This is a genomic window from Sphingomonas pruni NBRC 15498 (assembly GCF_001598455.1).
Taxonomy (GTDB): domain Bacteria; phylum Pseudomonadota; class Alphaproteobacteria; order Sphingomonadales; family Sphingomonadaceae; genus Sphingomonas; species Sphingomonas pruni.
Genome location: NZ_BCYZ01000012.1, coordinates 1 through 19991 on the forward strand (window position 1 = coordinate 1; position 19991 = coordinate 19991).

The 19991-nt window shown below is 64.7% G+C and carries 22 protein-coding genes and 1 tRNA gene; 9 read left to right on the forward strand and 14 right to left on the reverse strand.

The window, feature by feature from the left end; genetic code table 11:
- Positions 1 to 47 precede the first annotated feature (47 nt).
- The 10 genes from SPR01S_RS05290 to SPR01S_RS05335 form a co-directional block, all read right to left on the reverse strand.
- Complete coding sequence (locus SPR01S_RS05290; protein ID WP_066585945.1) at positions 48 to 1193, reverse strand: DSD1 family PLP-dependent enzyme; 1146 nt, start codon at positions 1191 to 1193, stop codon at positions 48 to 50.
- Between the two features lie 5 nt (positions 1194 to 1198).
- Complete coding sequence (locus tag SPR01S_RS05295; protein ID WP_066585948.1) at positions 1199 to 2479, reverse strand: D-arabinono-1,4-lactone oxidase; 1281 nt, start codon at positions 2477 to 2479, stop codon at positions 1199 to 1201.
- A gap of 24 nt (positions 2480 to 2503) precedes the next feature.
- Positions 2504 to 3190 (reverse strand): TetR/AcrR family transcriptional regulator, encoded by a 687-nt coding sequence (locus tag SPR01S_RS05300; RefSeq protein ID WP_084250958.1) that lies wholly within the window; start codon positions 3188 to 3190, stop codon positions 2504 to 2506.
- Positions 3187 to 4371 (reverse strand): MFS transporter, encoded by a 1185-nt coding sequence (locus tag SPR01S_RS05305; protein WP_066585949.1) that lies wholly within the window; start codon positions 4369 to 4371, stop codon positions 3187 to 3189. The genes SPR01S_RS05300 and SPR01S_RS05305 overlap by 4 nt, the downstream gene beginning before the upstream one ends.
- 13 nt (positions 4372 to 4384) lie before the next feature.
- Entirely contained in the window at positions 4385 to 6643 is a 2259-nt protein-coding gene (locus SPR01S_RS05310) for a TonB-dependent receptor (protein WP_066585952.1), read from the reverse strand.
- 445 nt (positions 6644 to 7088) lie between these two features.
- Complete coding sequence (locus SPR01S_RS05315) at positions 7089 to 8024, reverse strand: RcnB family protein (RefSeq protein ID WP_084250959.1); 936 nt, start codon at positions 8022 to 8024, stop codon at positions 7089 to 7091.
- A 133-nt stretch (positions 8025 to 8157) separates the two neighbouring features.
- Positions 8158 to 8643 carry a free L-methionine (R)-S-oxide reductase MsrC gene (locus SPR01S_RS05320; RefSeq protein ID WP_066585960.1) on the reverse strand — a complete coding sequence of 162 codons (486 nt, stop codon included), beginning with the start codon at positions 8641 to 8643 and terminating at the stop codon, positions 8158 to 8160.
- Between the two features lie 82 nt (positions 8644 to 8725).
- Complete coding sequence (locus SPR01S_RS05325) at positions 8726 to 9403, reverse strand: hypothetical protein (protein ID WP_066585963.1); 678 nt, start codon at positions 9401 to 9403, stop codon at positions 8726 to 8728.
- Between the two features lie 11 nt (positions 9404 to 9414).
- Positions 9415 to 9834, reverse strand: coding sequence for an alternative ribosome rescue aminoacyl-tRNA hydrolase ArfB (gene arfB, locus SPR01S_RS05330; protein ID WP_066585966.1), 420 nt, complete (start codon positions 9832 to 9834; stop codon positions 9415 to 9417).
- Positions 9827 to 10480: an RluA family pseudouridine synthase gene (locus tag SPR01S_RS05335; RefSeq protein ID WP_066585969.1), complete on the reverse strand. Its 654-nt coding sequence runs from the start codon at positions 10478 to 10480 to the stop codon at positions 9827 to 9829. The genes arfB and SPR01S_RS05335 overlap by 8 nt, the downstream gene beginning before the upstream one ends.
- A gap of 71 nt (positions 10481 to 10551) precedes the next feature.
- Between SPR01S_RS05335 and SPR01S_RS05340 the strand changes: the two genes are divergently transcribed.
- Together SPR01S_RS05340 and SPR01S_RS05345 are read left to right on the forward strand one after the other, a co-directional pair.
- Positions 10552 to 11334: a M15 family metallopeptidase gene (locus SPR01S_RS05340; protein WP_084250960.1), complete on the forward strand. Its 783-nt coding sequence runs from the start codon at positions 10552 to 10554 to the stop codon at positions 11332 to 11334.
- Between the two features lie 120 nt (positions 11335 to 11454).
- Positions 11455 to 12477, forward strand: a complete 1023-nt coding sequence (locus SPR01S_RS05345; RefSeq protein ID WP_066585972.1) for an oxidoreductase — start codon at positions 11455 to 11457, stop codon at positions 12475 to 12477.
- On the opposite strand, the gene SPR01S_RS05350 is transcribed toward SPR01S_RS05345, so the two are convergent.
- Positions 12474 to 13541 (reverse strand): citrate synthase/methylcitrate synthase, encoded by a 1068-nt coding sequence (locus SPR01S_RS05350; RefSeq protein ID WP_066585975.1) that lies wholly within the window; start codon positions 13539 to 13541, stop codon positions 12474 to 12476. The genes SPR01S_RS05345 and SPR01S_RS05350 overlap by 4 nt on opposite strands.
- Before the next feature lie 79 nt (positions 13542 to 13620).
- Here SPR01S_RS05350 and SPR01S_RS05355 point away from each other — a divergent pair, with 79 nt between their 5' ends.
- Entirely contained in the window at positions 13621 to 14799 is a 1179-nt protein-coding gene (locus SPR01S_RS05355; RefSeq protein ID WP_084250961.1) for a citrate synthase, read from the forward strand.
- Between the two features lie 5 nt (positions 14800 to 14804).
- Here SPR01S_RS05355 and SPR01S_RS05360 read toward each other — a convergent pair whose 3' ends face one another.
- A complete protein-coding gene (locus SPR01S_RS05360; protein ID WP_066585979.1) occupies positions 14805 to 15803 on the reverse strand; it encodes a DUF2171 domain-containing protein in 999 nt (332 codons plus the stop codon).
- Positions 15804 to 16055: 252 nt separating this feature from the next.
- On the opposite strand from SPR01S_RS05360, the gene SPR01S_RS05365 reads away from it, so the two are divergent.
- Positions 16056 to 16131 (forward strand) — tRNA-Ala (locus SPR01S_RS05365).
- 102 nt (positions 16132 to 16233) lie between these two features.
- Here the strand turns inward: SPR01S_RS05365 and SPR01S_RS05370 are convergent.
- A complete protein-coding gene (locus SPR01S_RS05370; RefSeq protein ID WP_157081968.1) occupies positions 16234 to 16602 on the reverse strand; it encodes a hypothetical protein in 369 nt (122 codons plus the stop codon).
- Between the two features lie 216 nt (positions 16603 to 16818).
- Positions 16819 to 17154 carry a helix-turn-helix domain-containing protein gene (locus SPR01S_RS05375; RefSeq protein WP_066585984.1) on the reverse strand — a complete coding sequence of 112 codons (336 nt, stop codon included), beginning with the start codon at positions 17152 to 17154 and terminating at the stop codon, positions 16819 to 16821.
- Between the two features lie 330 nt (positions 17155 to 17484).
- On the opposite strand from SPR01S_RS05375, the gene SPR01S_RS05380 reads away from it, so the two are divergent.
- From SPR01S_RS05380 to SPR01S_RS05400, 5 genes are all read left to right on the forward strand, one after another.
- Positions 17485 to 18153, forward strand: coding sequence for a hypothetical protein (locus SPR01S_RS05380; RefSeq protein WP_169803381.1), 669 nt, complete (start codon positions 17485 to 17487; stop codon positions 18151 to 18153).
- Between the two features lie 251 nt (positions 18154 to 18404).
- Positions 18405 to 18881, forward strand: coding sequence for a hypothetical protein (locus SPR01S_RS05385; protein ID WP_066585988.1), 477 nt, complete (start codon positions 18405 to 18407; stop codon positions 18879 to 18881).
- Positions 18878 to 19204: a hypothetical protein gene (locus tag SPR01S_RS05390; protein WP_066585991.1), complete on the forward strand. Its 327-nt coding sequence runs from the start codon at positions 18878 to 18880 to the stop codon at positions 19202 to 19204. Before SPR01S_RS05385 ends, SPR01S_RS05390 begins: the two co-directional genes overlap by 4 nt.
- Entirely contained in the window at positions 19204 to 19662 is a 459-nt protein-coding gene (locus SPR01S_RS05395; protein ID WP_066585998.1) for a hypothetical protein, read from the forward strand. Before SPR01S_RS05390 ends, SPR01S_RS05395 begins: the two co-directional genes overlap by 1 nt.
- Before the next feature lies 1 nt (position 19663).
- Positions 19664 to 19900, forward strand: a complete 237-nt coding sequence (locus SPR01S_RS05400; protein ID WP_066586002.1) for a hypothetical protein — start codon at positions 19664 to 19666, stop codon at positions 19898 to 19900.
- Positions 19901 to 19991 lie beyond the last annotated feature (91 nt).

The window sequence follows — 19991 nt, forward strand, 5'->3', positions numbered from 1 at the left end:
TGAATAAAGCAAGCCAAAGCTTGTACAGGCACAGGCCCGACCATTAGTCAGCGCGAGCGCCCCCTTCCCGATACCGGCCAGATCGCGTCGAGCGTCTGGCCGCGCACGACATGGTAATTGTCGTAGAGGTTGACCGTGGGGTCGCAATGCGGCGTGCGGAGCGAGACGCGATCGCCGAGCGCGAGCGAGTCCGGCAAGGTCAACAGGGCACCATGTTCGTCGCCCATGAGGAAGAAGCGCGCGCCATCGGCTGCCCCGGTCTCCACGGAGGGGAGCGGCGCATCAGTCGCCATCGACTTGATCCCGGCGTCGAGCGTGAAAAGGCCGGGCGTGTTGGCGCTGATTACGCTGGTGTCGATCATCAGCGAGGTCTCGAACGGGATCGCCGCGCCCTCCTCGCCGGTCAGATCGCAGGCGCGATATTCGTCGTCCATGAAGATATAGGAGCCGACCTGGAGCTCGGTGAAGATGCCGAGGCCAACATCGATACGGTGCGTCCCGGTGCCGCCTCCGGTGACGATCTCCGGCGCGCCGCCGGCCTCGGCCAGGGCTATGATGATCGTGCGGAGATAGTCGGCGCGCTCACGCATGGCTGCCTCGCGCTCGGCGAAGGCATGGATGTGCTGGTGCGAGCCGCAATAGAATTGCACGCCGCGATAGACCAAAGCCGGGAGCGAGCGGATGACCTCGAACAGTTCGACGGCGGCCTCCGGTGACGCGACACCGGTGCGGTGGATACCGGGATCGACGTCGATGATCACCGATAACTTGGCCTCGCCTGCCCGCTCGACCGCTTGCGCGATGGCGCGCGCGTTGTCGGGATTGTCGACCACCGTCATCAGATTCGCCGACCGCAGGTTGAGCGCCGCGAGCCGATCGACCGCGGGCGCCGGCACGACCGGCGACGTGATATGCAGCCCGGTGATACCACCATCAGCCAGCGCTTCGGCTTCGCCGATCTTGGCGCAACACAGTCCAATCGCACCTGCCGCGATCTGGCGCCTGGCGATGTCGACGCTCTTGTGCGTCTTGGCGTGCGGGCGAAGCTTGAGTCCGTGAGTGGCGGCAAACGTCGCCATCCGCGTGATATTGCCGTCCAACCGGTCGAGATCGAGCACAAGCACCGGTGTGTTGAGGTCGCGGCGCGACCCTTGGCGGCCGATCAAATGGACATGCAGTTCCAAATCGTTCACGTGGGTCAGCTCCGGGCGGGAGGGGTCAGGCCGAACAGGCGGGCAAGGTCGTCATTGACGAACTTCTGGCCCGGATCGACGGCTTCGCGGACGCGCAGGAAGTCACCGGTGCGCGGATAGAGGCGAGCGACATCGTCAGCGGTCATGGTGTGGCGCTTGGCCCAATGCGGGCGGCCGCCCGAGCTGCGCAACACCGGCTCCATTTCCGCGAATAGATCACGCCAGGGCATCCTGGCATATTGGTGGAACGAGATGGAGGCTGCCGGGCCGATGTGGAACGGGCTCATCCAGATATCGTCGCCCGCGGTCAGGCGGAATTCGAACGGGAAAGCGACCGGGAGCTTGCGGCGACGGATATAGGCGATCGCCTCCATCAAGGTCGGCAGGCCGGCCGCACGCGGCATTTCATATTCCATTTCCTCGAACCGGATCGTGCGGTCGGACGGAAAGACGCGCCAGGCGGGTCCGGTCCGCTGGGTCGGCTTGGCGCTCATCTTCATCATGAAGCGCTGCAGCGTAGGGATAAGCTTAGGTACGCGGCGTCCGATTTCGCAGATATTGCGGAAGATCGATTCGTCGATATCGGTCGAGTGCTTGAGGTCGCCGCTGCCCTCGACCGGATGGAGCGTCTTGAAGATCACGTAATCGGCATAAGGGAAGACGAAGAACTCGAAATGGCGGGTGGCGGCGCCGAATTCTTCCCAGCGCTCGGCCATTTCGGCGAGCGGGCGGCGCTCGATCCGTTCCTCGAGATAATATGCCGGCAAGACGTTGATGCGGATTCGCGTGGCGACCCCGAACAGACCGAGCGACAGTCGCTGCGCCTGATAGAGGTCGGGATTCTGGTCGGGGCCGCACTCGACCAGGCTGCCGTCGGCCAGCATCAATTCAAAGCCACAGGCCTGGGTCGAGAGGCTGCCGAGTTCCGCCCCGGTGCCGTGCGTGCCGGTGGCAGTGGCGCCGGCCAGCGATTGCGGGTTGATGTCCCCCTGATTGATCAGCGACAGCCCCTCGGCCCACAGGGCCTCGGTCAGCCGATCGAGCCCCCAGCCGGCGGGGACCCAGGCCGTGCGGCGGTCAGGCGCGATGTCAATCCCGCCTTCGTAATCGCCCATGCTGAGCAAAGTGCCCGAGGTCTCACACAGCGGCATGAAGGAATGGCCGGCGCCAGTGACGCGCACTTTGCCGGCGGCCTGGATCAGGCCCGCCAGCTCGGCGCGGGTCTTCGGACGCTCGATACGCTGCGGACGAGCGGCGACGCTGCCCGACCAATTGTGCCACTCCATGCCTGCTCTCTCCATCGGCAGCGGTCAGTCGAAATGCTCGAGATAGCGTGCGAACATGACGCACACTTCGCGGTTGATGATGTCGGCGTCGCGATCGGGTTCCTCGACCACCATCTCGCTGGCCGAGTAACCGAGTTCGACGATCAGGCGGCAAGCGACCTGGATCCGGCGCTCGTCGGTATTTGGATATTGGCCCCGCAACGTATCGGCGAACGCGGCCGCGACCATGTCGCGCGAGCGGATGCGCAGATCGTTGAGCAACGGCACGGCGCGCAACGCCCGGCCGATGGCGATGCCGCCGGGGAATTCGCGATGGACCGCGACCATTCGCTCCTGGATCGCAATGCTCTTGGCGAGTCGTTCTTCGAACGTCGCGCCGGTCAGACCGCCCTCGGCGGCCCATATCAGCACTTCGTCGTCCTGCGCGCGCATCAGCCGGTCGCCGAGTTCTTTCAGCACCGCATATTTGTTCGGGAAATAGCGATAGAGCGCCGGCGGAGTCAGGCCGGCCCGTTGACAGATCAGGTTGGTGGTCAGCTGTTCGAACCCGATCTCGCGCAGCAATTCGCCGGCGACGTCGAGGATCAGTTCGAACGTGTCCTGACCGCGCGCCTGTATAGGGCGATGCTTGGTCGCGAGTGGAATCGCTCGGCGGCGGCGTTTGCCGGCCTGCCTTGCGGGCGGGTGGGAAGGCGAAGAGGCTGTCGTCATGCGGCGAAGGAGTGGCTTTTGGCCCGCACAAAGTACAGCAGCATGACGATCACCAAAGATGTCGCGAGCAGGCCGATGCCGAGGACGAGGCTTTGCCGCACATCCGCCTCACCCACCAACAGCGACGCCAGGAACGGTCCCGCACTGCAGCCCAGCAGGGCCGCGCCCGACCCGAACATCGCCGCGCGCCGTGTCGGGTCGGCATCGATCACGAGAGGCGTGAAGAAAGGCGAAGCGAACATCCACAGGAAGCCGAACATCGCCGATACGGTCAGGAAAACGGTGACGCCGGGCAGATAGGCGAAGACGACCATCGCGGCACCCATGCCGAGCAGTGAAACGACGAGAGTGAGCGCGGTCGGAATACGCCCCGCAGCGAAGGTAGCGAGCAACCCGCCTACGACTTGCGCACCGAGCGACAGCGCCATTGCCAGCCCTGCCGTGCCCGCGGGATGTCCCGACTGACGCGACAGGGGCTCGACATAGATCCACACCGCCAGGATGCCGGCATTGAACGCGAAGGCGGCCGCGAGCGCGACCAGCCCGCGCGTGCTCAGCCGTCCGGTCGGCTGGTCAGGATCGACCGGCAACACCGCCAGGCTGTTGGGCACCAGCAATCCGGCGAGCCCGGTCGCGACGCCGATCGCGGCAAGCACCGCGAACCCCGCTCCTACGCCGGCCGCCCCTTCGACCAGGGCGCCCAGCGCGGCGACGATCACTGCCTGCGCCAGCGTCTGTACGGTGAGATAGATCGCGGCCCAGCGGTCCGGGCGCGCCGAACGCACGATCATCGCCGTCATCAGCCAGATCAGCGCACCGCTCGGGATGCCGTTGAGGCCGCGGACGAGGACCACTGTCCAGCCGTCGGCGACGATCGACAGCGCGTTGAGCCCGGCCATCGCCAGCCCACACAGGATCGTCAGCAGCCGCAGGTTCCTGATGCCGTAGAGCGGTCCGGTCAGTCCGGCGGCGACGCCCATCGCCAGCAATTCGGCGGTTCCGGCCTGCCCCAGCTGGGCGGGGCTGATCCGCCCTGATGCCTCGAGACCACCGAGCAGCAGCGGCCCCACACCTGCGAACAGGATTCCGGCGACGCCCGCGAACAGGATTGCTGCGATCTGCACCGCGCCAGGGCGCGGGCCGATCCAGCCATATTCGCTCTCGGTCGTGATCCCGGTCACTCTCGCCCGCCGCTCAATAATGTGCGCGGAGGTAGAGGCCATAGGTGCGCGGCGGCCCCACGCTCACGACGTCGAAGCCCAGGCTCGCGATCGGCGTGATGTCGGAGATGTTGGTTTCTCCGAAGATGTTTTTCCCCCAGACGCCGATCTCTAGCTTGTTGCGAACGAGTTGCACGCCCAGCCGCCCGTCGACATAGACCCTAGCCTGATCGCTCAATCGCGCCGTGTTGGCGGTGTCGAAGAAGACCTTGCTGCGATAGCTCGCGCTGACATTCGCGACGATCGCGCCGAACGATACGGGCTGGGTATAGTCGACCGCGGTCTGGACGCTGATCTTGGGCGCCGACGGCAGGGTGTTGCCGGAATAGTCGGCGTTTGCGTCGGCCGACACGAAGTTACGATAGGTCGCGTTGAGAAAAGCCGCGTTCATCGACAGCGTCAGGCCCTTGGTCGGCGTCGCCTCCAGTTCCAGCTCGCCACCGTACATGCGCGCGGCCGAGGCGTTAGTGAACAGCTGACGCGTGATCAGATGGTCGATCACGGTCGTATAAACCTGGAGGTTCTGATAATCGTAATAGAAGGCGGCAAGGTTGGCGCGCAGGGTGTGGTTGAGCAATTCGGTCTTCAGGCCGGCTTCATAGGCATTGACCGTCTCGTCCTTATACGGGCCGATATTGGCGATCTGATCGGTCTGGCCACTAAAGAAACCGCCGCTCTTCGTCCCGCGACTATAGCTCGCATAGGCATTCACATCGGGTGTGAAGCGATATTGCAGGCCGAACTTGCCCGAGACCGAGTCGAACGTCTTGGAACCGTCGAAGGTGAAATACGGGTAGGGAGTGAGCGTTTCCCCGCTGAAATAATGGAAATCCTTATGGTCGGCCGAATAGCGCAGGCCGGCCGTTACCGTCAGGCGTGGGGTCAGGTCGTAGTCGAGCTGCCCGAACGCGGCATAGCTGTCGGTCTTTTGCGTCAGCGGCCAAATGAAATGGCCGATACCCTGCACCGGATCGGGGGGTAGGAACGACAGCACGTCGTAAGCAGAATTGTTGCTGAGATAATCGTGTGCGTAATAGAGGCCAAAAACGTAGCGCAGCGCTGGCTTGCCGCTCGATTGCAGGCGCAGTTCCTGGCTGAACGTGTTCTGCCGCGCGATATAGCTGGCAGTGATCACCGGCAGCGGGTTGGCGTCGGTTTCCTCCTGATCATTGCGGTCGGCATGCTGGTAGCCGGTGACCGAGACGATGTCGGCCGAGCCGAGGTTGATCGTCAGCGTGTTGGCAACTGTGAACAGGTTGACCTTGTCCTTGCCCTCGAAGCTGTAGTCGCCCTGGTAGAGGTTTTTGCTGGCATTGGCATAGCCGACCGCGTTGGTGCAGTTCGCGGTGCCGTAATAAGCCGGCGCACAAAGACCATCGGGGCCCGCGACATCCGGGCTGACCGGGAACAATGTACGGTTATACGCCCAGATCGATCCGCCGCGCGACTTGCCCACGGTGACCGCAAGGTCGTCGGTGATCGCGCTCGACGGCGTGAAATGCACGCTGCCGCGCACCGCCCAGCGATTGGCGTCGTTGCCGCGATTGCCGGTCAGCCGGTTGATTGAATAGCCGTCGTCGCGCTGGTAGATGCCGGCGACGCGCACCGACAGCAGGTCCTTGACCAGCGGCAAGCTGACCCCGCCTTGCAGATTGACCGAGTTGAACCGGCCATATTCAGCGAGGAAGTCCGCTTCGATCGTATCGCCGGGTTTGCGGCTGGAAATGTTGAGCGCACCGCCGGTAGTGTTTCGGCCATAGAGCGTGCCCTGCGGCCCGCGCAGCACCTCGGCCTGCTGCAGGTCGAAAAAGGCGAAACGCTGGGCCAGCGGCGACACGACATAGACGCCATCGGCATAGATTCCGACTGCGCTGGCGGTTGCCGGATTGAAGTCGTTGACGCCCACGCCGCGGATGAAGATGCGCGGATTGGCACCGTTATCGTCCGACTTGATCTGCAGACCCGGAGTCGCGTTCGACAGGTCGACTAGGTCGAGGATGCGCTTGTTCTCGAGCGTCTTGCCGGTCACCGCGCTGACCGCAACCGGCACGTCCTGCAGATTTTCGGAGCGCTTCTGCGCCGTGACGATGATGTCGCCGACCCGCGGCGCATTATCGTCGGGCGGGACGACCGCCGTTGCCGGAGGGTTACTCTGCGGCGCGTCCTGCGCCGAAGCGGATCCAGCCCATGCAAGGGCCACCAGCGAAACACCAACCGCGACTGCTCGACGCATAACCACTCCTTTTTCGAGTGAGGACGCCTAACGGTAGCAGGAACTATCGTAACTGCAAGGCGGATGCGATCACGCTAAATTCGCCTTGCAATACGCAATGTTACGGATGGTTGTTAAGGGTCGCAAACAAGCAGAGCGCGACCTAAATTGCTGCCGACGCGCCAAAAAAGCTCGTGAAATGACGCTTTTGCGACTCGACTTAACCGGTGCCGCGAGCAGAAGCCGCGGCCGGACGCCGCATCTTACGAACTGGCTTCGGCCCGGGCGCGGAGTGACTTAAAAATCAGGCCAGCGCGTTGGCGTATAACGTCGCGCGCATCGTCCAGTTGGAGCAGCGATCAGCGCCCTGGCAATATTTTCCGCTTCAACTGGAGGCAGACGGGAACGGAACTGCCCGCCGTCGCGATCGCGACGACGGGCAGCGTCCCCCCAACGAACGCTCAGATCAGCGGCAGACGTAGGTGCAGGTGCAGGTGCACCGCACCCTGGGCCGCCACTTCTTCTTCACCGGCGCGCGGTAGACCTTGCGGGCCACCGGACGGTACGTCTCGGTGATATATTCGGTGGTCGTCGTCGTGGTGGCCGCGCCCGGGATCACGATCGTGGTCGTGGTGCCTGGCGGCGTAAAATAGGTGCCGGCATAGCCGCCGCGATAGGCGATGGCCGGAGCAGGCGGGGGCGGCGGCACGGCACGATAGTCCGTGCGCTCCTCGTAATAGCTGCTGTTGCCGCCATAGCCCGGCGCGGCATAGTCGGCGCCATAAGCCGGAGCCGGGCCGCCAAAGTTCGGTCCGGAGCCGTAGCCATAGCTGTCGTCATAGGCGTAACCGTCGTCATAACGGTCCCAATCGATGTCATAGGCGCCATCATAGACCACGCCATACCGGTCGACGAGCAGCGCGTCGTTATAATAGCGCGTCCAATAATAGCCGGCGGGCGGCGTCATCAGCCCATAGAGCTGCCAGTCACCGATAATGAAATTGGACGCCAGCCAATAATTCGGGATGCGCTTGCCGCGCTTGATGCGCGAATAGCCGTTCCAGCCGCCGGGAGCCTGGACGCCGGCCCACCAATAGCCGCCGACGCGATTGCCCCAACGGCTGCGATGACCGCTCCAGCCGCCGCGCCATTGGCCCCCGTTGTTCCAGTTCCCCGGGTTGCCGGGACGCGGGCCATTGCCATTCCAGCTGCCCGGATTGCCCGGACGAGGTCCCTGCCATTGGCCGGGATTGGGGCGAGGCATCGGCTGGCCCTGCGGCGCGGGTTGGCCGCCCCTCCAGCCGCCGGCGGGAGCGCCATTGTTGCCGAGTCGCTGGGCGTCGGCGGCGCCGCCGCCAAAGGCCAAAGTGGCCGCAGCCGCGGCAATCACTAGGGTTCGCATGGTTAACACTCCCTGTTACTCGGCGCGGCCATTAACCAAGCCGGCGCGATCAATCTTGGGAATGACTACCAAAAACCCCGGTTTTCCGCCAGTTTTTCGCCAGCGTTATGTTTGTCCCGATCTGGATCAGGATTCAGCTGTTAACCCTATCCATCAACAATCGGGCGATCTGTTCGATTCCGGCAGCATCCTCTTCATCGAAACGGGAGGGTTCGGGACTGTCGAGATCGATCACCGCGACGACGCGATTGCCTGAGACGATCGGCACGACCAACTCGGCACGGCTCGCGGCATCGCAAGCGATATGGCCGGGAAATGCATGGACGTCGGCGACCAACTGAGTCTCGCGCGTCGCCGCCGCGGCACCGCAGACGCCCTTGCCGAACGGAATGCGGATGCATGCCGCTTTGCCCTGGAACGGTCCCAGCACGAGCTCGTCGCCGACATTGCGGTAGAAACCCGCCCAATTCAGGTCGGGCAGATATTGCCAGAGCAGAGAGGCGACGTTGGCCATGTTGGCGACCCCGTCGGGTTCGCCCGCCGTGACCGCGTCACAAGCGGCGAGCAGGTCGCGATAGAGGTCGGGCTTTGAGCCGGCGGCGATGTCGAAGGCGTACATGAGACGCGATGTAGCGATCGCGGAACCCCTGCGGGAGGGGTAGATTTACCGCCAGCTCGCAATGCGAGCGATGGGGCAGATCCTAGTCGGATTTTTTCTTCGCTCGTCCCGTTCCGCCGGCATGCCGCAGCGGATATTTCTCCAACGCACGCTGCCACGAAACGCTGTCCGTCAGGCGGGATTGCACGATGTGGAGCTTTTCCCAGCCGGGGAGCTGATGGAGCAGGCGTCGCGTGGTGTCGACCAGCACCGGCGGAATGGTGGGGCTGAAGGTGATACGGCTGATGGCGGCCCGGTCTAGCGGGATGTGGATCACGTCGTCCTCGTCCCCACCGACCGCGATGGCGCGAAATTCGGCTTCGTCGCGGAAACCGGCGCGCTTCATGAACGGCAGGCGATGGATGTCACTGGCGTCGATCGTCGCGATATCGGCGATGCGGACATAGTCGACCGGCCCGATCAGGCAATTGGGGCGACCGTCGAACATCGCGCAGAACCGCGCCTTGTCAAAATGAACGCAGACACCCGCCGATCCCCCGGCGAACACCTGCCAATGGTGGAAGGTTTCGGGCGCCTCGGTCAGGCAAACGGCGCCGACGAAACCGTGGCCGAGATGCTCCTGATAAACCGCCATCGCCTTGCGGTCATTGGCGTCGACCCAGGCCGACGGGCTGACGAGCGTGATCCGCTCGTTCATCAGCATGTCGATCGCCACCGGCAGGCTGGTGTAACGGCGCAGGCTCGGGCTTGGCTTGGCCATCCTCTATTCCCTCAGTCGATGCGGACCTTGCCGCGTCCAGCCTTCACTGTGCTGCGACCTTTCTTCTCGTCGACCCGCCGCGCCTTGGCCGCGCGCGACGGCTTGGTCTTCACGCGTCTGGCCTGGCGGACGTGCGCAGAGCGGATCAGGTCGGCAAGCCGCTCGCGCGCATCCTGGCGGTTGGCTTCCTGCGTCCTGAAACGCCGTGCGGTGACCAGCAATTCGCCGCCCGCCGTCATCCGGCTGCCGGCCAATTCCTTGAGCCTCTCATAGGCATAAGGCTGGAGGCCGAGCGCAAAGACATTGACCCGAAGCTGAACCGCGGTCGCGACCTTGTTGACGTTCTGCCCGCCCGGCCCGGTCGCGGCGAGGAAGCGTTCTTCGACAATGGCCGTATCGACTCGGTCGACCCAGCCGTCTCCGTCACTCATGACCGAAGCCCGCAGCCGCGAACCGTTCGGGGATCGGAGCGACGGCATGGATCGCCGGCCTGCCGTCACGAGGGACGACCAATTCAGCGGCGTGGAGCAGCATCCCGGCCTTGTCGGCGCGGCCATAGACCGCGTCGCCGACCACCGGGATGCCCAGCCCCTCGAGCGCGTGGACGCGAATCTGATGGGTTCGGCCGGTCGCCGGACGGAACTCGACCAGGGCGCGTCCGCCGGCAGTGCGGAGCACGCGCCAGGCAGTGCGCGCGGCTTTGCCATCGGGCGAACCCGTCATCCGCCACCCCTCTTCGCGAGACGAGACCTTCGCGAGCGGAAGGTCGATCACGCCTTCCGTTGCATCCGGCACGCCTTCAAGCACGGCAAGATAACGCTTCTCCACGCGGTTTGCCTCGAAGGCTTGTTGCAGGCGGGCGTGAGCCTTGGGGTTGCGCGAGAGGAGCAGGCAGCCCGACGTATCCTGGTCGAGCCGATGCACCGCCATCGGCCAGCGTTGGAACCCGAACGTCAGGCTGTCGAGATGGTTCTTCAGACTGATCCCGCCACGGCGCGGCGGATCGACCGGCAGGCCCGCAGGCTTGTCGATCACCATCGCCTCACCGTCGAGGAACAACACCTTATCCGCCAGCATGGTCTACCCCTTGCCACTCAAGCCGCGCCCGTGCCAGTGGGTGCGTGCTTTGTTTCCCCAGGAGCGTGTTGATGCCGTTGCGGTGGCTGCTGGTTGCCTTTGCTGTGTTCGCTCCTGCCACGGCTCTCGCGCTGACCCCGGTCACCTTGTGCAACGGCCAGACCGTCGAGCCGCTGCCCGACGGCCGGGTCCTGGGGCATATTCCCTATCCCGATGGCAATCCCGCCGACATGGTCACGATTCCCGGCAATTTCGGGATGGGGCGATCCTGCCAACTTCATCGTGATGCCGCAGCGGCGGTGAGCGAGTTGCTCGCCGCCGCCGATCAGGTGCCGGGGGTGAAAGGCAGGCTGCACGGCATATCCTGTTTCCGCACGACCGCACGCCAACGCCAGATCTTCTGTAGCCAGATCGGGCCGGGCAAAAGATGCAAGGACGCCGCGGAGCGCGCAAAAAGCTCGGCGCCGCCCGGCTATAGCGAGCATGCCACGGGCTATGCGCTCGATTTCGCGGTCCGGCCGCTGGCACCGGGTTGCGGCGATGTCAGCGATTGCATCGCCAATTCGCCGCCGGGCAAATGGCTGTTGCAGCATGCAACCGAATTCGGGTTCGAATTGTCGTTCCCACCGGGCAACGCGCAAGGCGTGACGTGGGAGCCGTGGCACTGGCGTTGGGTGGGCATCAGCGCGACCGCGCCAGGTGCTGCGGTCGCTCGAACCTTGTTCGCGACGGCGCGTACGCGCTTTCCGGCGTCACCCGGCATCCCCGATCTGTCGCCTGAATGGCAAGAGGCGATCCATGCGTCGCCCTCGTCAGTCGGGGCGCCGGCACCGGCGGAAACCTGGCCGAAATAGGACCAGGGTCGACGGCAATTACTGCGCGGTGTCGGAGACGGAACACGATCGCTCCGGTAACTTGTGCCAGTCTTGTCGACGGAGCATAGGCCGATCATTGGCGAAAGATCGGGCACGGTAATGCAGGAAATCGGTGTCGGCTTGATCGGCTATGGCCTGGCGGGCCGGGCGTTTCATGCCCCCTATATCCGTGCCACGCCTGGCATGACCTTACGCGCGGTCGTCACGCGCGATCCGGCCAAGGTTCATGCCGATCTGCCAGGCATGCTTGTCGTTCCTGACGTCGCGACGCTGTTGGCCGAACCCGGCATCGATCTCGTCGTCGTCGCCAGCCCCGACCCGCTCCATGCCGCGCACGCGATTGCGGCGCTGGAGGCCGGCAAGCATGCACTGATCGACAAACCGTTCGCCACGAGCCTGGCCGATGCTCGCCGCGTCGCGGAAGCGGGCGAGACCTCGGGAAAATTGGTGACGATATTCCAGAACCGCCGCTGGGATGCCGATTTCGGCACGCTGCGGCGGCTGATCGCGGACGGTTCGCTGGGTGAGATCGTCCAGTTCGAAAGCCATTTCGACCGGTGGCGTCCAACCCCGACGGGCCTGTGGAAGGAGGCGCGCGAAGGTGGTGCTTGGCTCGACCTGGGGCCGCATCTGGTCGACCAGGCGGTGCTGTTGTTCGGGCAGCCAGTGGGAGTGAGCCTGGATCTGGCGACGTTGCGCGGGGGCGCGCCGTCGCCTGATTATTTCCACGCAGTACTGCGCTATGAGCGCCATCGCGTCATTCTGCATGCTACCAAGCTCGCGGCGCAACACGGCCTGAGGTTCGCGGTGCATGGGACGCGCGCAAGTTGGATCAAGCATGGCAGTGACCCGCAGGAAGCCGCGACGCTCGCCGGGCGCGCGCCGGGAAGCGAGGATTGGGGTACCGATCCGATCCAAGGCGTGCTGACGATCGGCGATACCGGCGATACTTACCCTGTGCCCAACGAGCGTGGCGATTACCGGGTCTTTTGGCAGACGCTGGCCGATGCCATTCGCGGCAACGGCGCGAACCCGGTTCCGGCGAGCCAAGCGATCGCCGTGATGGAAGTGCTCGACGCGGGGCTGCGCAGCGCCGCCAGCCGCTCCGAGATTGCGCTCTAAGCCGCTCGCGCCCTTCCCTCCTCAAGATAGACCGACTTCGGTCGGATCAGGCGGCCGGTCAGCGCTTGCTCGCGGGCGTGGGCGATCCAGCCGGCGACGCGGCCCATCGCGAACACCCCGGTGAAGCTCTCTTTCGGAAAGCCCACCGCCTCGAGCAGCAATGCGGTGTAGAATTCGACATTGGTTTCGATGACCCGGCTTTGCTTGCGCTGACGCAAGGCGACGAGCGCGACGCGTTCGACCTGTTCCGCGAATTCCAGCCGCCCGCCGACACGGTCGAGCGTGTGGAGGGCAGCCTTCAAGGCATCGGCGCGCGGGTCGCGGACGCGGTAGATACGGTGGCCAAAGCCCATCAGGCGGTCGCCATGATTGAGCGTACGATCGATCCAGGCGTGCGCGTCGCCTTCCGCGGCGATGCCGTCGAGCATTTCGATCACCGGGCCAGGCGCGCCGCCATGGAGCGGGCCCTTCAGCGCGCCCAACCCCGCCAGAACTGCCGATGTCAGCCCCGCCTGGGTCGACGCGACGACGCGCGCCGCAAAGGTCGATGCGTTGAGACCGTGGTCGCTGACCGTCACCAGATAGGCGTCGAGCGCCGCCCCGCCTTTATCGCGGCCGAGCATCCGCACGACGTCGTCGGCGTGCCCGCAGGACGGATCCGGGGCGATCGGATCCTGCCCGGCGGATTGGCGAAGCAAAGCGGGAATCAGCACCGCCGGCGCGGCGATCAAGCGTAGCGCGTCGTCGAGCGTTACGCCGTCCGGCATCGGTGCGATCGCCGTGCGCATCGCGTCATAGACGGGAAGGTCCGCCAGCAGGGGCAACAATGGGCGCGCGCGGTCGAACGCTTCGACGCGCGCTTGCCCCAGCGTCGCGGCCAAGCGCTCCGGGTCGGGCAGGTCGTCAAAGAAACCGCCGAACAACAGATGCACGGTTTGTTCGAACGTCCAATGTCCGGCGAGCGCTTCCAACGGATGACCGCGAATGATCAACCGCCCCGCCTCGCCATCGACATCGGAGAGCACGGTTTCCGCCGCGACGACATCTTCCAGACCGCTACTCATCGACCCAACTCCCTTGACGTGACGCGGCGCACATGGTCGTGTCGCAGCCGTCAATCAATCTTGATCAAGTGAATCAATCATGCAGGAATGGCTGTCTCGCGAGGAGGCATTGGCTACGCTCAACGTGCGACCGCAGACGCTCTATGCCTATGTCAGCCGCAGGCTGATCGAGCGGCGCGCCGATGCGGCCGATCCGCGACGGAGCGAATATCGTGGCGACGACATTCTGGCGCTGACCAACCGGCGCGCGCGGGGACGGCGGACGGCGTCGATCGCGGCATCGGCGATGGCCTGGGGTGAACCTGTTATCCCGACGCGGATTTCGACCGTCGCGCATGGGCAGCTGATCTTTCGCGGGCGCCGGGCGGTGGATCTGGCTGATCACGCCACTTTGGAAGAAATAGCCGCATTGTTGTGGGAACGGCCGGTAGCGGCGTTCCCCACAGCTGTTGGCGATGGCGATCCCTTCCGTGCGCTAGCGGCGCTGATCGCCGGCGCCAAGCCGATGATTGGACGAGCGCCCGCCAAGCTTGCACAGGAAGCGTCGGTCGCTGTCGCGGCGATCGCCGGCGCGTTCGGTGCGGCTGGAGACGGACCGATACACGAACGCCTGGCACGCGGCTGGCGGCTCGATACAGCGGGCGCCGATCTTGTTCGGCGCGTGCTGGTGTTGCTCGCGGACCATGAACTCAATCCCTCCACCTTTGCCGCGCGCGTCGCGGCGTCGACGGGATCACCGATGGCGGCGTGTGTAATGGCCGGCCTGTCGACGCTGTCAGGGCCGAAACATGGCGGCGCCGGCGCCGCACTTGCCGCGCTCACTGCCGAAGCCCGGGCGAATGGCGTCGACGCAGCGGTCGCGCGCTGGCTGGCGGCCGGGCATGGCCTGCCGGGATTTGGCCATCCGCTCTATCCACACGGCGATCCGCGTGCCGCTGCATTGTTGCCGCTGGTCGCGCTCGACCCGGCGCTGATCGAGCTTCGCGACGTGGTGATGGACGCGACCGAGACATTGCCCAACATAGATTTCGCCTTGCTCGCGATCTCGGTCGCCCTTGGCCTGCCCGCAGACGCACCGTTCCGGCTGTTCGCCATAGCGCGCGGAGTCGGTTGGGCGGCGCATGCTATCGAGCAGTCGGCCAGCGGCGCGGTGATTCGGCCACGAGCCCTGTATCAAGGATTAGCGGCCGACGATCTCGGGACCGATCGCCAGGGCAACGAAAGGTGGGGCCCGGACGCCGTCGTCCGGGCCCCATGATTTCGTCAGTAGGTGCCCGAGAAGCTACGGTTGAGGATGCGGCCGTCGCTGTCCTCGTCCTGATCCCGGCCGGCGCTGTCGCCGCCGAAGAACGCGCTTCGCTCTTCGTCACGCCAGTGCGCCTTGGCCTCTTCGGCGGTCTTTCGCACGATTACCTTGTCATCGACCCGGTCGATCCAGCGCGATGGGATCGAGTGATGGCGGCCGCCGGCATCGGGATCGCTCTTGGTGAGAAGGATGCGATCGCCGCGGACCTTGTCGACCGTGCCGATATGTTCGCCGTCCGAGCCGACCACATCCATATGTTCGGTCACGCGCTGCAGGCTCGACCGCTGGGTCTGCCGTTCGTTGCGCCAGCTACCGAATTCGTTGGAAAACCGCTGCTGGTTCTCGCGGCGATATTCGTCGTAATCGCGATCGAGCGCGGCGATCTGACCGGCGCGCCAGCTGTGATAGTCGTGGTCGCCACGATAGTCGCTTTGACCGCCATAACGCTGGTCGTAGCGCTGATCCGCTTCGCGCCGGCGCTCGGCCTCCTCGTCGCCGAACCATGACCGCACCTCGTCACCGGCGCGGGCGAAGAAGTTGCGGTCATCATAGCTATAGTCGCGCGGATCGCGGTCATATCCGCGAGCGGCGCTGCGCCGACCGCGATACATCTCGGCGCGCTCGTAATCGCGATCCTCGTCGCGGCGGTCACCGACATCGGCGAAGCGATTGCGATCGGGCGCGTAGCTGCCACGATAGCGTGCGCACGAGCCATAATCATATCCGCGATTGGCGAAAGTCGAGCTACGGCCGCGACCGTAATAGCCGCGGTCATAATCGTCGCGATCGAAATCCGGCCCACGGCGCGGGCCGATCATACCTGCGGCCTCATATTCGCGGGCGCTCGTATAGGTGCGATCCTGGCCCGAGCCATAATCGCGACCGTAATTGTCGTCGCCGGGCGCGTAATAATCGCCTTGCAGTGAATTGCCGCGGGGGTAGCGTTCATATGCCATCTGGCGGGTCCTCTCATCGGGGTTGGACGGCGAGCGCGGCAAAGGGGGGAACCGCGCCCGCCTGTCCGCTTAAACGGGGCGCAAAGGCCGCCAGTTCCGCAATTCAGCGACCGCTTGACGCAGGTTAGCGAGGTTGTCCGTCAGCTGGGCGCGACCTGTTTAGCCGACGCGGCAGACCGCGTGTTGCAAAGCCGGAAAATGGTCGCTAGAGGCTCGCGCTCCCAAGGGCGGAAGCGCCCTTGCGGCGTGGGCGGGGCTGTAGCTCAGATGGGAGAGCGCTGCAATCGCACTGCAGAGGTCAGGGGTTCGATTCCCCTCAGCTCCACCAGCCGCCCACGCCAGATCGGACACGCTGCGTCGGCATAGCTAGGCTGTGATCGGCCGAGGGTCAGCGGCAAGAGGATAAAGCGAAACTGGCCCGGCCTGCTTTTCAGCAGGGACGTGTCGGACCGTTGCTCCACACCGCCGCTACCGTCGGCGCTTCCTCTTCGAGCGCTTGCAATCGATCGTACCACTGTCCGATGTTCTGCGCCGCCGGCGAAAGCTCCTCGGACTGCAACCGGGCGGCGATCCAGCGCGCGCGCAAGCTTTCCAACTCGATCCAGATCGCGCCGATGACGCCACTGGCGCGCGGTTCTCGCTGCCAGACGTTGACCCGCCCCGTTTCGATCGTTTCCCAAACGAGCGCTCCGATTTCGTCGGCGATCAGCCGGTCGATCGAAGGTCGGCGGGTACACAGATCACGAAGCGTCTCCGCGACCGGGATCAGAGCGCGCGCGGCGTCGATCAGCGCGGCCACCGCCGGGTCCCCGCTCCAACAGTCGACAGCGAGAAGACGCACGCTCTCGGGATGGAGCTCGGGCAAGGGCTGAACAGCGGCAGGCGGCAATGATTGCTCCCACGCAGGAAGAATGGCGAGCAGCATATATGGGACATATTGTCCAACCATTCAATATTGCCAGCGGCAATCACTCCGCCGATTGACACAATCATCCGCAGGACGATCTGGCCAAAATCAGCCGCGTCTTCGCGAACTTTTGCCTTCACTCTCCAATTGGCCGGTACGCCATTTTTCGATCATGTGCGGACCGGGCACGTCGGGATATGGTCCCTTCCCAGCCACGCGCCGTCCAGTGAGAAGAAATTCCACCGACACTCCCGTTATCAAGGCGAATTGCTCCATCAACGCATGCGGCATCGGCGTGCGCGATTCGTATTTGCGATATCGTTCGGCCGGCACGCCGAGCAGGGTCGACATCTGCCCGGCCGTCATTCCTCTCAGCTGCCGAAGCGCCTTCACCCTGGCGATGTAGAGAGCGTCGAATTCCTCGGGCGTTATCGGATCGATCATGGACAGATTGTACCATGGCCGCGCCCGAACGCAAGGCAGCAACCGATTGTTGAAATGTTGGACAATATGTCCAATAATTCGCCTATGACCAGCTCTGCATGTCCCCAACGCACCAGCGGATCCCAGGATGAACCGGAAACGAGGTGCGCAGAATGTGGGCGCCCGTTCTGCGACCATCCCGATCTCATCTACGGCGGCATCGTCCCTTCGCCTCGTCAGACTCGGCCCGAGGCTGACGCGCGAAAAGGCTGAACGATCGCGCCAGCCAAATCAGACATCGAAATTATCAGGAGAAAGACGTTGGCGGAGATCAATCCGAAGATCCGACAGGTGGACGACCGGCTCGCGATGATCCGTGCGAGCGCCGAGCGCCGCCTGGCGGCCCTTCCTCAACGCGACACGCGACCCGACGCCGCCGATCGTCTGGCCGCGGCGCTGCACCAACGCGAGGACGCCGAAAGGCGGCACGAGGCAATGATCAAGCGGTGGCGACACAAGAATGAAGGCACGCCCGAGACGCACGAAAAGGCGAACGCGCTGCCTGAGCGGAGGAGACAGTCGCCGCTGCATCGAATGGAACGGCTGGGCAAGATCAGCGCGGACGAGCGCGCGGCGGCCGAAGAGATCGCCGGCGTGGCGGAACGCATCCGGCGCGCCGGATCGATACGGTCGGCGTCATTGGAAACGCGCGTCGACTTTGCCAATTCGGGGCGGGACCAGTTGGTCGAGTCCCTGAAAAGCGTACGGTTGGAGGTCGCCTATCGCGCGTGGTGCGAGGCGATTCCCCGGCCGACGGCGATGGTTCTCGACATGGTCCTGAGCGACCGGTCGTTCGTGCAACTGGCGCGTGCGCATGGAATGCAATGGCGGACGGCGCGCAAGCGGTTGATCACCGCGTTGCGGATGTGGCCCGAGATGGCGGCGGCAGCGCGACGGGATGTCGATCGCGAGGATGTCGAGGCAGTGTACGCACGGCTGGGCGCGGGAGAGTTGCTGTGATGGCAGCGGTACACGGTGCGCCGACGCCACTCGCGATCGATCGAGAAAAATAGAACAAACCGTGAAAACTTCTTGACTGCCACGAAAAAACGTGTATGTAGCAATCATCCAAATTTGCGTTCGACCGAAACGGCGTCGCGCAATTTTCTCGCAGACATTCCACGGGTTAGGACACTCAAGCGGCAACGTCCGAACGTTGCCGCAAAAGGTTGTCGCGACGCACCGGCCGGATTGCGATCGGTGGAGTTCGGATGGCAGGACGGAAGCGGGCGACCACGGGGACATCGGCCAAGGGCGCTGCTGTTCCCGTTGCGCTCACCACCCCTACCCCGTCCCACCCTACCAACGTTTCGCGCGCGAGCCCGCGGGCGACGATCGAGATCACCGACGCGATGCGGGCGGATGTGCGGCGCTTTGCCGAGATCGGAACGCCCTATGCGGTCATCGCGCGGATCATGGGATTGAGCGCGACGACATTGAAGCGGCGATGCCGTGCCGAACTGGACGCCGGTGTCGAGATCGCCAATGCGCGGATCGCGCTGACCTTGTTCGAGACCGCGATGGGCGGGAACACGACGGCGATGCTGTGGTGGGAAAAGACGCGCGCGGGGCGGCGCGAGGGCTCCGCTCCCGAGCCGCGCGAGATCGGCAAGCGCGCTGCGGAGACGATTACGCGCGATATGTCGGCACGTGAGGCGGCTGAGCGCTATCGGGAGGAATTGGGGTGACGGCGATTTCGACGCCGCCTCGCCCCACTTGGCCGCCGGACTATGTCGCCGAGCTGATGGCGCGGCAGCACCGGTTGCGGCGGCTGAAGGCGGATGCCGGGCTGCGCGCCGGGCTGGCCGAGCGGTATCGCGAGAGTCCGATCAGTTGGATCGCGCATTGGGCAGTGACCTATGACCCGCGCAAGGCAGCGAGCGATGCTCCGACGGTGATGCCATTCCTGCCCTTTCCCCGCCAGGCCGAGATGATCGCGTTCCTGCACGCCTGGTTACGGAACCGGATCGGCAATGTCGATTGCCGATCCTGCGGCAAGGGAGGCGGCTGATGGGGTTCCTCATTTCCCTCGCGCTCGGCTGGAAATGGCCTGGCTGGGCCGCTCGCCTGCTCGGCTGGGCGGTGCCGGTCCTGGTCGCGCTCGCGGCTGCCTGCACGATGGTCGGGCTGATCTATCGCACGGGCAAAACGGCCGGCGGGGCGAAGGTCGCCGTGCAGGCCGAACAGGCGCACGCCAAGGCCGTCGCTACCGCGCGCGCCGACGAACGCCACGCCCAGGCGACCGTCGATGCGATCGGCAAGCGTGTCGCGGCGGCCGACGACCAGAGCACTGCCCTCGTCCGTTCCAAAATCACGGAGATCCATAATGCGATCGATTCGACGCCCGGTACCGGGGCCAGCGTTGTTGCTCCTCCCGCTGTTTTCGACACTGCCGGGGTGCGCGCATCCCTCAACGCTGTCGTCGACGATGCGAACAGATCGGCCGATATTGCCGATGCCGAGCGTTGAAATGACCAGGACCGAACGCCTGCCGACCCTGACCGGCAAGAAATCGGGCGAGTTGATCCTGATCGACAAGGGCGAATATGGCGAGCAGTTGGACCTGCTGGCCGAAGCGATCGGCGCGGTGGCGCGGCTCAACAATCGGCAAGGCGCGCGCAACGCCTATGACCGGTGCGTCAAGGCGATCTTCGAGACGGGGACTGCGCCTGGCGGCTGTCCAAGCAGCACGGCGCCGCGGCACTGATCGAGATTGTAGCAGAGCGGACACAACCGGCGAACAATCGCGCCGGATCATGTGCCTAGCGCTCAATATGTCCGAATTGCTGGCCAATTCC

What these genes read in the sequence shown, in the direction of transcription:
- SPR01S_RS05355 (WP_084250961.1), top strand. Translation starts at nt 13,621, where the DNA reads ATGCAGGAATGGCTGTCTCGCGAGGAGGCATTGGCTACGCTCAACGTG.
- SPR01S_RS05335 (WP_066585969.1), bottom strand. Translation starts at nt 10,480, where the DNA reads ATGCTGGCGGATAAGGTGTTGTTCCTCGACGGTGAGGCGATGGTGATC.
- SPR01S_RS05395 (WP_066585998.1), top strand. Translation starts at nt 19,204, where the DNA reads ATGGGGTTCCTCATTTCCCTCGCGCTCGGCTGGAAATGGCCTGGCTGG.
- SPR01S_RS05375 (WP_066585984.1), bottom strand. Translation starts at nt 17,154, where the DNA reads ATGATCGATCCGATAACGCCCGAGGAATTCGACGCTCTCTACATCGCC.
- SPR01S_RS05320 (WP_066585960.1), bottom strand. Translation starts at nt 8,643, where the DNA reads ATGTACGCCTTCGACATCGCCGCCGGCTCAAAGCCCGACCTCTATCGC.
- SPR01S_RS05300 (WP_084250958.1), bottom strand. Translation starts at nt 3,190, where the DNA reads ATGACGACAGCCTCTTCGCCTTCCCACCCGCCCGCAAGGCAGGCCGGC.
- SPR01S_RS05385 (WP_066585988.1), top strand. Translation starts at nt 18,405, where the DNA reads ATGGCAGGACGGAAGCGGGCGACCACGGGGACATCGGCCAAGGGCGCT.
- SPR01S_RS05360 (WP_066585979.1), bottom strand. Translation starts at nt 15,803, where the DNA reads ATGGCATATGAACGCTACCCCCGCGGCAATTCACTGCAAGGCGATTAT.
- SPR01S_RS05340 (WP_084250960.1), top strand. Translation starts at nt 10,552, where the DNA reads ATGCCGTTGCGGTGGCTGCTGGTTGCCTTTGCTGTGTTCGCTCCTGCC.
- SPR01S_RS05345 (WP_066585972.1), top strand. Translation starts at nt 11,455, where the DNA reads ATGCAGGAAATCGGTGTCGGCTTGATCGGCTATGGCCTGGCGGGCCGG.
- SPR01S_RS05400 (WP_066586002.1), top strand. Translation starts at nt 19,664, where the DNA reads ATGACCAGGACCGAACGCCTGCCGACCCTGACCGGCAAGAAATCGGGC.
- arfB (WP_066585966.1), bottom strand. Translation starts at nt 9,834, where the DNA reads ATGAGTGACGGAGACGGCTGGGTCGACCGAGTCGATACGGCCATTGTC.
- SPR01S_RS05315 (WP_084250959.1), bottom strand. Translation starts at nt 8,024, where the DNA reads ATGCGAACCCTAGTGATTGCCGCGGCTGCGGCCACTTTGGCCTTTGGC.
- SPR01S_RS05295 (WP_066585948.1), bottom strand. Translation starts at nt 2,479, where the DNA reads ATGGAGTGGCACAATTGGTCGGGCAGCGTCGCCGCTCGTCCGCAGCGT.
- SPR01S_RS05310 (WP_066585952.1), bottom strand. Translation starts at nt 6,643, where the DNA reads ATGCGTCGAGCAGTCGCGGTTGGTGTTTCGCTGGTGGCCCTTGCATGG.
- SPR01S_RS05350 (WP_066585975.1), bottom strand. Translation starts at nt 13,541, where the DNA reads ATGAGTAGCGGTCTGGAAGATGTCGTCGCGGCGGAAACCGTGCTCTCC.
- SPR01S_RS05325 (WP_066585963.1), bottom strand. Translation starts at nt 9,403, where the DNA reads ATGGCCAAGCCAAGCCCGAGCCTGCGCCGTTACACCAGCCTGCCGGTG.